The 16,294-nt window shown below is 63.9% G+C and carries 10 protein-coding genes and 2 pseudogenes; 4 read left to right on the forward strand and 8 right to left on the reverse strand.

Annotation, left to right across the window (positions count from 1 at the left end; genetic code table 11):
- The first annotated feature begins 73 nt into the window (after nucleotides 1-73).
- Entirely contained in the window at nucleotides 74-1,780 is a 1,707-nt protein-coding gene (locus C7G61_RS31095; RefSeq protein WP_108521100.1) for an outer membrane beta-barrel protein, read from the forward strand.
- Between the two features lie 117 nt (nucleotides 1,781-1,897).
- On the opposite strand, the gene C7G61_RS31100 is transcribed toward C7G61_RS31095, so the two are convergent.
- The 3 genes from C7G61_RS31100 to gltB form a co-directional block, all read right to left on the reverse strand.
- Nucleotides 1,898-2,278, reverse strand: a complete 381-nt coding sequence (locus C7G61_RS31100; RefSeq protein WP_108521054.1) for a BA14K family protein — start codon at nucleotides 2,276-2,278, stop codon at nucleotides 1,898-1,900.
- A gap of 221 nt (nucleotides 2,279-2,499) precedes the next feature.
- Nucleotides 2,500-3,957 (reverse strand): glutamate synthase subunit beta, encoded by a 1,458-nt coding sequence (locus C7G61_RS31105; protein ID WP_108521056.1) that lies wholly within the window; start codon nucleotides 3,955-3,957, stop codon nucleotides 2,500-2,502.
- A 149-nt stretch (nucleotides 3,958-4,106) separates the two neighbouring features.
- Complete coding sequence (gene gltB / locus C7G61_RS31110; RefSeq protein ID WP_108521058.1) at nucleotides 4,107-8,852, reverse strand: glutamate synthase large subunit; 4,746 nt, start codon at nucleotides 8,850-8,852, stop codon at nucleotides 4,107-4,109.
- Nucleotides 8,853-9,333: 481 nt separating this feature from the next.
- On the opposite strand from gltB, the gene C7G61_RS31115 reads away from it, so the two are divergent.
- Nucleotides 9,334-10,071: a hypothetical protein gene (locus C7G61_RS31115; RefSeq protein WP_108521061.1), complete on the forward strand. Its 738-nt coding sequence runs from the start codon at nucleotides 9,334-9,336 to the stop codon at nucleotides 10,069-10,071.
- 178 nt (nucleotides 10,072-10,249) lie between these two features.
- On the opposite strand, the gene C7G61_RS31120 is transcribed toward C7G61_RS31115, so the two are convergent.
- Together C7G61_RS31120 and C7G61_RS31130 are read right to left on the reverse strand one after the other, a co-directional pair.
- Complete coding sequence (locus tag C7G61_RS31120; RefSeq protein ID WP_108521063.1) at nucleotides 10,250-11,023, reverse strand: alpha/beta fold hydrolase; 774 nt, start codon at nucleotides 11,021-11,023, stop codon at nucleotides 10,250-10,252.
- Nucleotides 11,024-11,228: 205 nt separating this feature from the next.
- Nucleotides 11,229-11,696: an Hsp20 family protein gene (locus tag C7G61_RS31130; protein WP_108521067.1), complete on the reverse strand. Its 468-nt coding sequence runs from the start codon at nucleotides 11,694-11,696 to the stop codon at nucleotides 11,229-11,231.
- A 220-nt stretch (nucleotides 11,697-11,916) separates the two neighbouring features.
- Between C7G61_RS31130 and C7G61_RS31135 the strand changes: the two genes are divergently transcribed.
- The gene (locus tag C7G61_RS31135) at nucleotides 11,917-12,864 is read left to right on the forward strand and encodes an alpha/beta fold hydrolase (RefSeq protein ID WP_108521069.1); all 948 of its coding nucleotides are present in this window, start codon (nucleotides 11,917-11,919) and stop codon (nucleotides 12,862-12,864) included.
- 76 nt (nucleotides 12,865-12,940) lie between these two features.
- Entirely contained in the window at nucleotides 12,941-13,351 is a 411-nt protein-coding gene (locus tag C7G61_RS31140) for a GFA family protein (RefSeq protein WP_108521071.1), read from the forward strand.
- Between the two features lie 49 nt (nucleotides 13,352-13,400).
- On the opposite strand, the pseudogene C7G61_RS31145 reads toward C7G61_RS31140, so the two are convergent.
- From C7G61_RS31145 to C7G61_RS31155, 3 genes and pseudogenes are all read right to left on the reverse strand, one after another.
- Nucleotides 13,401-14,045, reverse strand: a pseudogene (locus C7G61_RS31145) (di-heme-cytochrome C peroxidase); the annotation flags it as partial.
- A 154-nt stretch (nucleotides 14,046-14,199) separates the two neighbouring features.
- The gene (locus C7G61_RS31150; protein ID WP_108521075.1) at nucleotides 14,200-16,014 is read right to left on the reverse strand and encodes an adenylate/guanylate cyclase domain-containing protein; all 1,815 of its coding nucleotides are present in this window, start codon (nucleotides 16,012-16,014) and stop codon (nucleotides 14,200-14,202) included.
- Nucleotides 16,015-16,183: 169 nt separating this feature from the next.
- A pseudogene (locus C7G61_RS31155) lies at nucleotides 16,184-16,294 on the reverse strand (IS5/IS1182 family transposase); the annotation flags it as partial.

Below are 16,294 nucleotides of genomic sequence, written 5' to 3' on the forward strand. Positions count from 1 at the left end.
CATTAACGACGTGTTCCGCGAGGGCTCGGCGCGCGTCCTTGAAGTATTTGTTTTTGTTGGGGTATTTTTTATCGTGGGGGCAGGGCCAGCAGCCGGCCGGAACAGCCGCGCGCGCGTCTTTCGCGCAGCCTTGCCGTGCCTTGCGCTGATCGCTCTCGCGGGAACCGCCGCGCAAGCGCAGGTCGTCACGCCGGACCTGTTCAGCTCAAGGCGCACCAGCCAGGTGACGTCGCCGGATTCGCCGCTGCGCCGGACCGCGGCGGAGGCGAACGATCCGCTCAATAATCCGAAGCTGCAGGAACGTGACAAGCCCGCGCCGTCGCGGATCGGACAGATCCCGAAATACGGCCTGCCGGCCGCCAGCGGCGCCGCCGATTCCGGATACGACTCGCTCAATCGCAAGCGCAAGAAACCGAAATACTATCCCGGGCAGGCAAAGCCGAAGCCGCCGGTCGGTCCCGGCAGCCCGCCGCCGCCTATTGCGTCGAACACGCGGCTGCGGCTTTCGATTCCCCCGTCGGAGTCGGCGCACAAAACGCCTATCCCGCCCGCAATGGCGGGCACGGTGGTGGGACAGCCGCCACGCAAGCGCCTGCGGATCGACGACGATCCGTTCGGCGCGGTCGGCGATTACGCCGGCAGTTTCCTGATCAAATCCGCGGTCGAATTCTCCGGCGGCTACGATACCAATCCCGGCCGGCTCGTCCCGGCGCAAGGCAAGCCGTTCTATGTGATCGCGCCGGAATTCGTTGCGTTCTCCGACTGGGAGCGTCACGCGCTGGTGGCCGATCTGCGCGGCTCCTTCACCGGCTATACCAGCAACCTCACGCCGAACGCCGACGGTACGCCGCTGTCGGCGCCGCTCGATATCGATCGGCCCAGCTTCATCGGCCATGTCGACGGCCGGCTCGATGTCAGCCGCGACACCAGGCTGTTGGCGCAAGGTCGGTTGTTTGTCTCGACCGACAATCCCGGCAGCCCGAACGTGCAGGCGGGCCTCGCCAGATATCCGATCTACACCACGGTCGGCGGCACCGTCGGCGTCGACCAGAGCTTCAACCGGCTGCAGGTTTCCGCCGGCGCCACCGTCGACCGCACCGACTACACCAACTCAAAACTCACCGACGGCACGTCGACCACCAACGACGACCGCAACTTCAGCCAATACGGCGGCGTCGGCCGCGTCAGCTATGATTTGAGGCCTGGCCTGAAGCCGTTCGTGGAAGTGCAGGGCGACAGCCGCGTGCATGACGTCAGGCTCGACCGCGCCGGCTTTGCGCGCGATTCCGCGGGCGGCTACGTCAAGGGCGGCACCAGCTTCGAATTCTCGCGGCTGTTGACCGGTGAGATCGGCGTCGGCTACGCCGCGCGCGATTATGTCGATCCGAGGCTGGACCGCCTGGAAGGCCTGCTCGTGTCGTCCTCGCTGGTCTGGACCGCGACGCCGCTCACGACGGCAAAGTTCTATTCGGACACCACGATCACGGAAACCACGCTGCCCGGCACGTCGGGCGTGCTGACGCACATCTACACCGTCGAAGTCGACCACGACTTCCGCCGCTGGCTGACCGCGATCGGCAAGTTCACCTGGGGGGACCTCGACTATCAGGGCAATCCGAGGCGCGACAAGATCTACGCGGTGTCGGGCGAGGCGATCTACAAGATGAACCGCAACGTCTGGCTCAGGGGCACGCTGCGCCGCGACTGGCTGGATTCGAATTTGCCGGGCAACAGCACGGTGTCGACGGTGATGATGCTGGGGGTAAGGCTGCAGCATTAAGGGGCGGATGATCTTTTCCGATTGCGGGAAAGGCAATTCTTGGCCCACGGCGCCCCCAAACAAAAACCCCGGCACGCCGGCCGGGGGTCCTGATAAATCGTGGCAGACAGTCGTCTTCTACGGGCAGGAACGGCGGAGGCCGTCGCGGCCGAGATAGGTCATGCTCTCGGGATCGAACGAACGATAGCGCTGCATGCAATAGCTGACGGCATCGCGCCGCTGCTGCTCGGCGGCGCTCGCCGCAATCGCGCCGCCGATGATGGCCGCGCCGACCCCGATCCCGATTGCCGCGCCGACACCGTCACCTCGACCTCGGCCCCAGCCGCCGCCCCGGCCTCGCCCGCGGCCGCGCTGTGCGAAGGCCGGAGATACGCCCGCTGCAACAAAGGCGCCGGTCGTGGCAACCATGCCGAATGCGTACATGAATAGCAGAGCGCCGGCCGCCAATACGCGTGTGATGCGCTGGCGAACGGAATTGCCCGTTCCCTGAGTTCTCATATTGCCGCCTTTCCCTATGATTCCAGATAATGATGCCCACCTGAGGGGAGGTGGGCGTTGATCCGGATCCAGCGAGGTTGCGGGCAATGCGATGAGGTGTCCATACACATCGCGGCATACGTGGGCTGACCCACGCATCCATCAATCTTCGTGAGATGCCCGTTCGAGGTTCGAGCGAAGAAGGCCGCCGGGCTGAACACTGGGCCCGGCGATGGCGGCCGTTACCGCGGCAGCGTCGTCGTCCCCATCAGATACTGATCGATCGCCCGCGCGCACAGCCGACCTTCGCGGATCGCCCAGACCACCAGCGACTGGCCGCGGCGCATGTCGCCGGCGGAGAAGACGTTGGGAAGCGAGGTCCGGTAGTCATGGGCGTTGGCGCGGACGTTGCCGCGCTGGTCGAGATCGACGCCGAGGTTCTTCAGCATGCCCTCGTGCACGGGATGCACGAAGCCCATGGCGAGCAGCACGAGCTGCGCCTCGATTTCGAATTCGGTACCTGCGATCGGCTTGAACTTGTCGTCGACCTGGACGCAGTGCAGCTTTTGCACCTTGCCGTCGACGCCGGAGAACTTCTGCGTCAGCACCGCGAATTCGCGCTTGGCGCCTTCAGCCTGGCTCGACGAGGTCCGCATCTTCAAGGGCCAGTTCGGCCAGGTCACGCCCTTGTTCTCGTGCTCGGGCGGCGCCGGCATGATTTCAAGTTGCGTGACGGATTTTGCGCCCTGCCGGAATGAAGTTCCGATGCAGTCCGAACCGGTGTCGCCGCCGCCGATCACGACGACATGCTTGCCTTCGGCGAGAATGTCCTTGGTGTCGCCGAGCGGCTCGGAGGAGACGCGGCGATTTTGTTGCGGCAGGAAATCCATCGCAAAGTGGATGCCGTCGAGGTCGCGGCCGGGGATCGGCAGATCGCGGCCGGCTTCGGCGCCGCCGGTCAATGCCACAGCGTCATACTGGTTGAGCAGTTCGCGCGGATCGATCGCGCCCTCGGAAGTGCCGCCGACATGGACGCCGTAATGGAACGTCACGCCCTCGGCTTCCATCTGCGCCACGCGGCGGTCGATGACGTGCTTTTCCATCTTGAAGTCGGGGATGCCATAACGAAGCAAACCGCCGGCCTTGGCGAATTTTTCGTAGACATGGACGTCGTGGCCGGCGCGTGCGAGTTGCTGCGCGGCCGCGAGGCCCGCGGGTCCGGAGCCGACGACCGCGACCTTCTTGCCGGTCTTGACCGGGGCGATCTCCGGCTTCAGCCAGCCATTGTCCCAGGCACGATCCACAATGGCGCATTCGATGGTCTTGATGGTGACCGGGTTGTCGTCGATGTTGAGCGTGCAGGACGCCTCGCATGGCGCGGGGCAGATGCGGCCGGTGAACTCGGGGAAATTGTTGGTCGAGTGCAGGTTGCGCGAGGCTTCTTCCCAGTTGCCCTGATAGACGAGGTCGTTGAAGTCCGGGATCTGGTTGTTGACCGGGCAGCCCGGCGTGCCCGGCGCCACCGAACCGGTGCCGTGGCAATAGGGGATGCCGCAATTCATGCAGCGCGCGGCCTGATCGCGGGTGTCCTTCTCGCTCAGGGGAATGACGAATTCGCGATAATGCTTCAAACGCTCGGCGACCGGCGAGTACTTGCGCTCATTCCGGTCGATCTCGAGAAAACCTGTGATCTTGCCCATTAAACCCTGACGTCCCTGCATTTCTCGTCGTCTGTGTTTCTTCCCGTCATGTCCTCGTCATTGCGAGGAGCGAAGCGACGAAGCAATCCATACTTGCTATATGGAGAGATTGATTGCCTTCGCTTCGCTCGCAATGACGGCTCTATGGCTTAAGCCCCGATCGCGATTTTTGGCTCGGCGTCGGCGTTCGCCTTCAATTCCTTCAGTGCGCGGCGGTACTCCACCGGCATCACCTTGCGGAATTTCGGCAGCCAGGCCTTCCAGTTGGCAAGGATCTCGGCGGCTTTCTTCGAGCCAGTCAGTTTGGCGTGGCGCGTGATCAGGATGTGCAGCCGCTCGATATCGGACTCCAGCAGATTGGCGAACACATCGACCCGGCCATGCGCCTCGAGATCGCCGGAGTGATTGTAGGTGCCGGCATTGATCATCTCTTCCGAAAGCACCGGCTCGAGCTCGACCATCGCGAGATTGCACAGCCTCTCGAAGTCGCCGGCTTCATCCAGCACATAGGCGACGCCGCCCGACATGCCGGCCGCGAAGTTGCGCCCGGTCTTGCCGAGCACCACGACGATGCCGCCGGTCATGTACTCGCAGCAATGATCACCGGCGCCTTCGACGACCGCGACCGCGCCGGAGTTACGCACCGCGAAGCGCTCGCCGGCGATGCCGCGGAAATAGCATTCGCCCTCGATCGCGCCGTACATCACCGTGTTGCCGACGATGATGGACTCTTCCGGCACGATCCCGGAATTCCTCGGCGGCTTGACGATGATGCGGCCGCCGGACAGGCCCTTGCCGACATAGTCGTTGCCTTCGCCTTCGAGATCGAAGGTGACGCCGCGGGCCAGCCACGCGCCGAACGCCTGCCCCGCGGTGCCCTTCAGGCTGACATGGATGCTGTCATGCGGCAGCCCGGCATGGCCGTAGATCTTTGCGACCTGACCCGACAGCATCGCACCCGCCGAGCGGTCGGTGTTGTTGATCTCTTCCTCGATTTTCACCGGCGCGCCGCGGTCGAGCGCGGCCTGCGCCTTCTCGATCAGGCGGCGGTCGAGCACCTTCTCCAGATGATGGTTCTGGGCCTCGGCGTGATAGATCTTCTGGCCCTTTTCTTCCTTCTGGCGGACGAAGAGCTTTGAGAAATCGAGGCCCTTGGCTTTCCAGTGCGCCACCAGCGTGGACTGGTCGAGCATCTGGGTCTGGCCGATCATCTCGTCGAACTTCTTGTAGCCGAGTTGCGCCATGATCTCGCGCACTTCCTCCGCAACGAAGAAGAAGTAGTTGATGACGTGCTCGGGCTGGCCGGTGAAGCGCTTGCGCAGCACCGGATCCTGCGTCGCGACGCCGACCGGGCAGGTGTTGAGATGGCACTTGCGCATCATGATGCAGCCGGCCGCGATCAAAGGCGCGGTGGCGAAGCCGAATTCGTCGGCGCCCAGCAGCGCACCGATCACGACGTCGCGCCCGGTGCGGAAGCCGCCGTCGACCTGCACCACGATGCGGCTGCGCAGCCGCTCGCGCACCAGCGTCTGGTGGGTTTCGGCAAGGCCGATTTCCCACGGGCTACCTGCGTGCTTGATCGAGGTGAGGGGGGAGGCGCCGGTGCCGCCCTCGAAGCCCGCGATGGTGACATGGTCGGCGCGCGCCTTGGCAACGCCGGCGGCCACCGTGCCGACGCCGATTTCGGAAACCAGCTTGACCGAGACCTGGCCGTCCGGATTGACGTTCTTGAGGTCGTAGATCAGCTGCGCCAGATCCTCGATCGAATAGATGTCGTGATGCGGCGGCGGCGAAATGAGACCGACGCCGGGCGTCGAATGCCGCACGCGCGCAATGGTCGCGTCGACCTTGTGGCCGGGCAACTGGCCGCCTTCGCCGGGCTTGGCGCCCTGCGCCATCTTGATCTGCATCATGTCGGAGTTGACGAGATATTCCGTCGTCACGCCGAAACGGCCCGAGGCGACCTGCTTGATCGCCGAACGCATGCTGTCGCCGTTCGGCAGCGGCTTGAAGCGATCGGCCTCTTCGCCGCCTTCGCCGGTGTTCGACTTGCCGCCGATCCGGTTCATGGCGATCGCCAGCGTGGTGTGCGCCTCGCGCGAGATCGAGCCGAAGCTCATCGCACCGGTGGCAAACCGCTTGACGATGTCCTTGGCGGGCTCGACCTGGTCGAGCTTCACCGGCTTGCGCTTCTCGTCGTCGGCGGTCTTGATCCGGAACAGGCCGCGCAGCGTCAACAGCCGCTCGGACTGCTCGTTGAGGATCTTGGCGAAGGCCCGGTAGCGCTCCTGCGAGTTGCCGCGCACGGCGTGCTGCAGCGCCGAGACGGATTCGGCCGTCCAGGCGTGGTCCTCGCCGCGGGTGCGGTAGGCGTATTCGCCGCCGACATCGAGCGCGGTCTTGTAGACCTGCGCGTCGCCGAACGCGTCCGTATGGCGGCGCGCGGTTTCCTCGGCGATTTCGGCCAGGCCCACGCCCTCGATGCGGGTGTGGGTGCCGGCGAAATACTTGGCGACAAAGTCAGCCTTCAGCCCGACGGCGTCAAAAATCTGCGCGCCGCAATAGGACTGGTAGGTCGAGATGCCCATCTTGGACATCACCTTCAAGAGGCCCTTGCCGATCGACTTGATGTAGCGCTTGACGATCTCATAGTCGTCGAGCGCGCCCGGCAGGCGGTCCTTCATCGCGATGATGGTCTCGAACGCCAGATACGGGTTGATCGCCTCGGCGCCGTAACCGGCCAGGCAAGCAAAATGATGCACTTCGCGCGGTTCGCCGGACTCGACGACGATGCCGACCGAAGTGCGCAATCCCGTGCGGATCAGATGATGATGCACGGCGGCGCAGGCCAGCAGCGAGGGAATCGGAATCCGGTCCGAGCCCGCCATGCGGTCCGACAGGATGATGATGTTGACGCCCTCGCGCACCGCGCCCTCGGCGCGCGCGCACAATTCGTCGAGCACCTGCTCCATCCCCGCCGCGCCGAAGCCGGCATGGAAGGTGGTGTCGAGCGTGCGCGACTTGAAATGGGTGTCCGCGACATCTGAGATCGAGCGGATCTTTTCCAGGTCCGCATCGGTGAGAATCGGCTGGCGTACTTCGAGCCGCTTGGTCGAGGCCATGCCCTGCAGGTCGAACAGGTTCGGCCGCGGCCCGATGATCGAGACGAGGCTCATCACGAGCTCCTCGCGGATCGGATCGATCGGCGGGTTGGTGACCTGCGCGAAGTTCTGCTTGAAGTAGGTAAAGAGCGGCTTCGGCCGGTCCGACAGCGCCGAAATCGGCGTGTCGTTGCCCATCGAGCCGGCTGCCTCTTCGCCGGTGGCCGCCATCGGCGTCATCAGGATGGTGACGTCTTCCTGCGAATAGCCGAACGCCTGCTGCCGGTCGAGCAGCGGCAGGTTCGAGCGGATGCCCTTGGTGGGCGCGTCGGGCAATTCCTCCAGCACGAGCTGGGTGCGATGCAGCCAGTCGCTGTAGGGATGGCTCTTGGCCAGCGTCGCCTTGATCTCGTCGTCGGGAATGAGACGTCCCTGTTCGAGGTCGACCAGCAGCATCTTGCCGGGCTGCAGCCGCCACTTGGTGACGATCTGGTCCTCGGGGATCTTCAGCACGCCCATTTCGGACGCCATCACGATGCGGTCGTCCTTGGTGACGAGATAGCGCGCCGGACGAAGCCCGTTGCGGTCGAGGGTGGCGCCGATCTGGCGGCCGTCAGTGAAGGCGATCGCGGCAGGGCCGTCCCACGGCTCCATCAGGGCGGCGTGATATTCGTAGAAGGCGCGGCGCTGCTCATCCATCAGGGGATTGCCGGCCCACGCTTCCGGAATCATCATCATCACCGCGTGCGGCAGCGAGTAGCCGCCCTGCACGAGGAATTCGAGCGCGTTGTCGAAGCAGGCGGTGTCGCTCTGGCCTTCATAGGAGATCGGCCAGAGCCGGCTGATGTCCTTGCCGTAGAGCTCCGAATGCACGGAAGCCTGGCGCGCCGCCATCCAGTTGACGTTGCCGCGCAGCGTGTTGATTTCGCCGTTATGGGCGATCATCCGGTAGGGATGCGCCAGCGACCAGGTCGGGAAAGTGTTGGTCGAGAAGCGCTGATGCACCAGCGCCAGCGCGCTCTCGAAATCTTCTTCATGCAGGTCGGGATAGTACTTGCCGAGCTGGTCGGCGAGGAACATGCCCTTGTAGATCACGGTGCGGCACGACAGCGAGACCGGGTAGTAGCCGGCCATGCCGCGGTCGCGGCGCTGATAGATCGCCTGCGAGATCGACTTGCGCAGAATGTAGAGCCTGCGCTCGAACTCTTCCTCGGTCTTCGCCGTGCCGTTGCGGCCGATGAACACCTGCATATGATAGGGCTCGGTCGGCTTGACGGTTACGCCGAGCGAGGCGTTGTCGGAGGGCACGTCGCGCCAGCCGAGCAGCACCAGGCCTTCTTCCTTGATCTGTTCGGCGATGATGCTCTGGATCACCTTTCGCCATGCCGTCTCCTTTGGCATGAACAGCGCGCCAATGGCGTATTGGCCGGGCTCGGGCAGCTTGAAGCCGAGCGCTGCGGCCTTGCGGGCGAAGAAGGCATGCGGGATCTGCACGAGAATGCCGGCGCCGTCGCCGGCGCGCGGATCGGCGCCGACTGCGCCGCGATGCTCGAGGTTGCAGAGAATGCTGATCGCGTCGGAGACGATCTGGTGTGACTTCTTGCCCTTGATGTTGGCGATGAAGCCGACGCCGCAGGAATCCTTCTCCATGCTGAGGTCGTACAAACCCTCGGCCGGCGGACGCCAGTCATGTTCGCGCTGAACATCTTCAAAAATGTCGGCCGGTTTCGAAGCCGCGGTCGCCGACAGTGCTTCTGCCACGATGTTTTCGCGCTCGAATTCCGACCCGCTCATCTTATTCCTCTCAAAAAGGCTAAGGGCCTCACCGCATCGTCGGCGCACCTTGGACGCTTGCGGCACCCACCGGGCCACCGCTCGTCCGCCGCGAGCCGCAATTTCTTAAATTCAGGCTTGGCGTTCAACGTCCCTGAGGAACGGCCTTGCCTGCACTGCCCTGGAGCTCGTGGCGCCACGGTTTCGTTGCAATCCCTGTGCCGGGACAGCTCCGCAATTGAGACAGTGATGCTGTCCTAACTCTGACCATGCCAAATTTTTGTCTATCACACAAGCACGTGAAAGTCCTCGCCCGCGTGCGAATCGGCGCTTGGCGGCCGGGGAAAAAACCAGCGAGCCGGCGTTTGCGGCAGCGGCGCCCCGATCCGGCCCAAGGACCGCCGGATTTCGCAATGAAATTCGGCCGCGCGCCCGGCAGGCGAGAGAGCGAAATGCTCCCGCTCGGGCCCGGCGGCTGCGGGGCTTACAGGAGCTTTCGGTGATGAAGTTGTTCACGGGATCTTTGGCGGCGGGACTGGTCCTTCTGGCGGGCAGCGCGCAGGCGCAGGTGCCCGGACCTCACGAGAACAGACGCTCGCCATACACGGCGGCATCGGATTTCGACGCCCCCTACGCGGTGGCACCGCAGCCGGTTCCCCCACCGCAGTACGGACCCGAGCCGCGCTACGGAAGCCCAGGCCTGCTGCCGTCGACGGAAGTCTATTCCGTGCTGCGCGACAACGAATTCTTGCCGCTCGGCATCCCCAGGCTCCGCGGCTTCGTCTACACGATCGCGGCGATCGACCGCGGCGGTGAGAGCGGGCGGCTGATTATCGATGCACGCAACGGCCGGATCATCCGCTTCCTGCCGTCCTACCGGACGGACGACAATTTCGACCAGGAGCAGAGCGCTCTCCGCGGGCCCTTCATGGCTCAGCCGCCGCACGCCCAAGCGCCGCAGGCCCAGGCGGCGCCGCAGGCCCAGGCGCCGGACAATATCCAGGCCGCGCCGCGCCCGTCACGGCCGGCCCATGTTGCGAGCCGCGCGGTGCCGATGCCGAAGGCCAGCCCGATCGCCGCCAAGCCTGCGCCAGCGCGGGTTCAGCAGGCGGCCGCGCCTGCCCCGAAGTCGGCCGAGGTACGGGCGACCGCCCCGGTGACAACCGGTTCGGCTCCAGCCAAGCCCGTCCCGCAGATCGCACCGACCCAGGACATGCCGAACGTGCAGGGGCTGGAGTAGAATCGTAGCCCGGATGGAGCCAACGGGTCGCGCGAATGCGCGCCCGATGACAGGCTCCGCGAAATCCGGGGTGACTTTATCTGCGAACAAGGACCCCGGATTGCGCTGCGCTCCATCCGGGCTACGAAGCGGCAACAAAAACGCCCCGGTTTCTCCGGGGCGTTTTCATTGTGCGGGGTTATTCGCGCTGGCCTGCGGCGGCCAGGATCAGGTCGGCGACCTTGTCCGGCTGCGAGACCAGCGACAGGTGGCCGGCGTCCAGTTCGACTGTCGTGGCATTCATCCGCTTGGCCAGAAAGCGCTCGAGGTCGGGATTGATGGTGTAGTCCTGCTTCGACACTGCATACCAGCTCGGCTTGCTGTGCCAGGCGGCCGCGGTGGTGCGGCCGGCGAAGATCGAAGCCGCGGTCGGCCACTGCACGGCGTAGAGGACTTTCGCAGTCGTGGGGTCGACCCCATTGGCGAAATATTTCAGGAAGGCGTCCTCGGATAATTTGGTGAAGCCGTCACGCTCCTGCACGCCGGCTCGCGCAGGGCCTGCCGGAAATTTCTGCGAAAGCGCGACGAAATCCTCGCCGGCATCGGGCGCGCGCGCCGCGACGTAGACCAGCCCGGTGACCTTCGGGTCGGTGCCTACTTCACTGATCACGGTGCCACCCCAGGAATGCGCCACCAACACTGTCGGGCCGTCCTGCTGCGCCAAAACGCGGCGTGTCTCGGCAACGGAATCTGCCAGCGAAGTCAGTGGATTCTGTACGGCGGTTACGTGAAGGCCCGCCGCCTGAAGCTTTGGAATGACCTGCGCCCAGCTTGATCCGTCGGCCCACGCGCCGTGCACCAGCACGACATTCTTCGCCTTGAGCGGGCCTGCGGCCAGCGCCGGCGCGGCTTGCACGCCGAGCGATCCCGCAAGGACGCCGGCCACGATTGTCAGTGTTCGTAAGATGCTCATCGGTCTGCTCCATGATCGGCTTGATAAGCGGCTCGCCCGCTCCAGTCCGAAGTTCGGGGAGAGCGGCGGCGTCGTTACACAACCTCACGGCGACGTGACTGAGCACGATGCTGCAAAATTGCAGATCAGGATTGCGCACAAAAACGCCCCGGTTTCCCGGGGCGTTTTTGCATTCAGCCAATATCGGCCGAAGACTTGACCTGCGTTACGCAGCGACCGAAGCGTCGACCACCTGCGGGGCCTTCGCACCGGAATTAATCGGAATGCTGCGCGGCTTCTTGGCCTCGGGGATCTCGCGCACGAGATCGACGTGGAGCAGGCCGTTCTCGAGCGAGGCGTCCTTCACCTGCACGAAATCGGCAAGCTGGAAGATGCGCTCGAAGGCGCGCGCCGCAATGCCGCGGTAGAGCACCTCGGAATTGTCCTTGCCGTTCTCGTTGGCTGACTTCTCGCCCTTGATCGTCAGCGTGTTTTCCTTCGCGACGATCGAAAGCTCGCCTTGCGAGAAGCCGGAGACCGCAACGCTGATGCGGTAGGCGTTCTCACCGGTGCGCTCGATATTGTAGGGGGGATAACCGGGGCTGCCGTCTGAGGTCGCCTGGTCGAGCAGGTTGAAGAAGCGGTCGAAGCCGACGGTGGAACGATAAAACGGGGTGAGATCGTAGGTACGCATGGTAGTCCTCCATTGAGCGACTGTTTCAGTTACCCGCCCGCCATCGGGCCGGGCTTTCGCACTTGTGCAGCCTTCGTATTTCGGTTCCGAAACACTGGTAGCGGCCTGCACAGAAATGATATGGGAGGGGTGAAACGGCGTTCAAGAGGGGCCAAACGGGCCCGTTTTCGACGCTCCCACCCTTGAATTCCAGCCCTTTTCACCTGGCCGGTTCCTCCTCATGACGCTCGTCTCTATCCCCGCCAATCCGGTTCCGGAGGACGTCGTCTCAGGCACCATCAAGACGCCCGACGGCGCGGAATTGCGGTTCGCGCGCTGGGCGCCGCCGGCCGGGCGCAAGGGCACGGTCTGCGTCTTCACCGGGCGCAGCGAGCCGATCGAGAAATATTTCGAGACGGTGCGGGACTTGCGCGATCGCGGTTTTGCGGTGGCGATGATCGACTGGCGCGGCCAAGGGCATTCCTCGCGCCGGCTGCGAGATCCGCGCAAGGGCTATGTCCGCGACTTCTCCGATTTCGAAGTCGACGTCGAAACCTTCGTGCAGCAGGTGGTGCTGCCGGATTGTCCGCCGCCCTATTTCGCGCTGGCGCATTCGATGGGCGGGGCGGTCATGCTGCGAGTGGCGCGTGCGGGAAAACGCTGGTTCGACCGCATGGTGCTGACGGCGCCGATGATCGACCTGCCGGGGCGCAGGACGGCGCTTCCGTCGCGGGCGTTGCTGCGGGTCATGCGGCTGATGGGGCAGGGCGGCCGCTACGTGCCCGGCGGCAGCGACGCGCTGACCGGGACGGAATCCTTCATCAACAACCCCTTCACCAGCGATCCCGTGCGTTACGCCCGCAACGCCGCGATCCTGGAAGAAGACCCGACGCTGGGTATCGGCTCGCCGACAGTGGCCTGGGCCGATACCGCGTTCAGGGCGATGAATACCTTTCGTGGCATGAACTACCCGTCCGAAATCCGCCAGCCGATCCTGATGCTGGCCGCCAGCAACGACACCATTGTTTCCACGGCCGCGATCGAGGAGTTCGCCTACCATCTGCGCGCCGGCTCGCATCTGGTGATCGCGGGCTCCAGGCACGAGATCCTGCAGGAGCAGGACCGCTACCGCGGGCAGTTCTGGGCGGCGTTCGACGCCTTCGTGCCGGGCACGCCGCTGTTCAAGTAGTTGCTTGCCGGGTTTGAGCAGGTTGAATCGGACGCGGGCCGCGCCCGGCGATACCTCGGGCCTAGGGAGTGCAATTATGATTCGTGGAAGCTGCCTGTGCGGTGCCGTCAGGTTTGAAGTCGATGAGGTACGATCGATCACACACTGCCATTGTGCCAATTGCCGCAAGCTTACCGGCGCGGCATTCGCAACGTACGCTCACGTCGAAGTTGACAAGTTCCGATTTTCGGCAGGCGAGGACATGACCGTGCGCTATGAATCCGCGCCCGGCAGTTTCCGCTATCGTTGCAAGATCTGCGGCTGCCTGACGCCAGGCAGGGCAAGTTATCTGGAGACGGTCAGCATCCCCGCCGGTCTGTTCGACGATGATCCAAAGGTTCGGCCGCGCCTGCACGTATTTACGTCGTCGCGCGCGCCCTGGTGGACGATTCAGGACGACTTGCCCCAGCATGAAAAATGGGTTCCGGGCTATGGGCCGAAGCCGTAGCGCATACGTGGCCGGTCGCATCGGCCGTCGGTAGTTATCTTCCGGCCTGCGGCTTCGGCAACCGTGCCGTGATCCGCTCGGGCAGCCGCTTCTCGACGAACAGGGTCCTGACTTCGGCGACGCTGAGGTAACGCTCCTCGCCTTCGCCCTTGCCGAAGATCTTCAGCAGCACAGGCCATTCGCCCTTCATGAGCATGGGGTAGTACCAGTGCGCTGCATCGCCGTCGCGCTTGATATTGGCCTTCATGAAGGTGTCGATCTCTTTCGCCGTCAGGCCGCGCTCGATGCCGCCGGCGGGATCCTTGCGGTCCTTGCCGAAGCCGGCGAGCCGGGCGATTTCGTCTTCATGGACCTTCGCATCGGCGTCGAGAATGCGCGAGCCGCCGCCATGCTTGTCGAGCGGTCCATCGCGCAGTTCGTCGAGAACCGCGCCGGAGGTTGCGCTCTTCAACACGCGCAGCGGCCCGAGACCGTTCGCAATGACGGCGACCATCCAGGTTTTCATCCGCACATTTTTTTGGGCCGAGCCGGTTTCGCCGCTTGCGAGGCCGATTAATTCGGTGAGCTGCGCTAGCGGCACGTCGTGGCCGCCGACGTAGCCATTCGCGACCAGCGCGCGCAAAAACGGGCAGGGATTGTTGGGTGAAACGGGGATCTGTCCGCCCGGGGCGGTGCCGATGCTATGGTCAGGCATGGGTTAAATCCTCAAAGGCATCGAATATGAAAAAAGCATCCTGCTCCGATCAGGAGCGACGGTCTGAAAAGGCAATTCAGTGGCGAACTACTTCAGCGTGTAGGGAAGTTTTGGCGGAATCCGACGCGGTGTCAACCGACAGCCTCACTCGCTCTCAGGAATCTGCGGCGAGCTTTGGGGAGGATTCGACGAGGGTCAATCTACTGAAGGGGATGCCGGCCTTCACAAGGCCGTCCCGGTAATGGGCGATGTCCTCAGGCATCTTCCAGTGGAAGTTCCGCAAATGCCGCTCGACAGTAAGGCTGGGATAGTTGCTGAGCAGAGCCTCGGCCGCCCTTGCCGCCTCCGAAGTTCGTCCCAATTGGGCGAGCGCTGCTGCGCGGATCGCGAGTGCCTGAAGCATATTCGGATTGGTATAGAGTTGCTCCCGAGCCCAGGACAGCGACGCGTCATATTGTCCGAGCAGGTAGTGGCTGAACGCGTTCACGGCCGCCCATTGATACCGGGGATCGTTGTTGCCGCTCTGCGCCGCCATCGTAAACAGTTCGATTGCGGGCCGGTGTTGGCCGGACACGAGATGACAAATCCCAAGCACGCCGCGGGCGCCCATATCGTACGGATTGAGCCCGACCGCCCGCTTGGCGGCATCCATCGCCGTCTCGTGGTGCCCTTCCGCCGCGTTCAGATAGGCGAGAGTCTGGAACGCAAAGGACGAACGGGGATCGAGCCGGACACTGCTTTCCGCAAGACTCATTGCGTAGTCAAACATTTCGCGCGTGCTCCGGATCCATCCGAACTGGATGCCCTGGATCTGGATCGTGGCGAGATAGGCACGGGCGATCGATAACGTCGGATCGAGCGCGATGGCTTCCTTGAACAAGCCGATCGAGGTTTCGAGATCGGCCTGCGTCTGCAGATAATAGTAGGACAGTCCCTTAAGGAAGCGATCCCAAGCGGTGAGGTCGTTCGAGTTCGAGCGCGGCGGGGCGGAGGCTTCAGCGCGGTAGATTTCAGCCGCAATCGCCGCCGACAGGCTGGTGGTGAGTTCGTCCTGCATCGCGAACAGGTCGCCGATGTCCCGGTCGAACCGGCCGGTCCATAATTGCTCGCCGGTCTCGGGCGCGATCAGCTCGGCGGTGACGCGAATCTTGTTGGCGGCGCGGCGTACGGAGCCCTGGATCAGATAGCTCGCATCGATCTCGCGCGCGATCAGGCGCGTGCTCACGCTCTTGCCCTTGAACGAGAACGTCGAGTTGCGGCTCAGCACCCGGTAGAACGATTGCAGCGAAAGCGCGTGGATCAGGTCCTCGGTCAGTCCGTCGGAAAAATACTCGTCGGCGCTCTCGCTCAGATTCGCGAACGGCAGCACGCCCACGATCGCCGTCCGATACTGGGCCGGAAGATTGGTGACCGATGTTTCGGTCGAGGCTTTGTGCGCAGGGCCGCTGGCGTCGGTGCCTGCGGGTTGCCAGGTCCAGACCTGGATCGGCTCGTCGATGTTCTTGAACCGGTGAGGGCCGGCATCGGCCAGCGCGACACTGAGGCGTTTGCCCGCTTCATGACAAGCCTTGCCCGAAACCGCCACGCCGCCGGGAGCGGCAACCGATTCGAGGCGGACGGCGATGTTGACGTCGTCGCCGAACACCTCGTCCTCGTCGGCCATCACGTCGCCCATGTGGATGCCCATGCGGAACTGCATGAGGCGGTCGGCGGGGAGGTGCTCGTTGCGCTCCGCCATCACCATCTGCATCGCGACTGCCGCCTCGATGGCGCCGACGATAGAGGGAAATTCCAGCAGGAAGCCATCGCCGGTGTTCTTCACCAGGCGGCCGCCGTGATTGAGAATGATCGGATAGATCGCAGACCTGTGCGCCTTGAACGTGGCGTGCGTCCCCGCCTCGTCGGCCCCCATCATGCGGGAATAGCCGGCGACGTCAGCGCAGACGATGGCTGCCAGGCGTCTCTCCATGTCCCCAGTATATCCCCAACGGCGCCGGAATGCGCTGGATAACCACTACGCGGTCGCTCAAACGATTCCAATGTTTATAAAATATGCGCAATCTGGCGGAAGCCCGATTTGCTCATGATAGTACTGCAATCCCTCAGGGGGCGGGATATGCATTAGGTGGTGTGGACATTTAGCGGAGCCATAGGACGATGGCGGCGAGAGTAACGACGGCCCGATAGTTTCGGGCGGTCTTTTCGAAGCGGGTTGCGACGCGGCGGAACTGCTTGAGTTTTGAGAAGCA

It is taken from the genome of Bradyrhizobium algeriense, assembly GCF_003062295.1.
GTDB classification, from domain to species: Bacteria; Pseudomonadota; Alphaproteobacteria; order Rhizobiales; family Xanthobacteraceae; genus Bradyrhizobium; species Bradyrhizobium algeriense.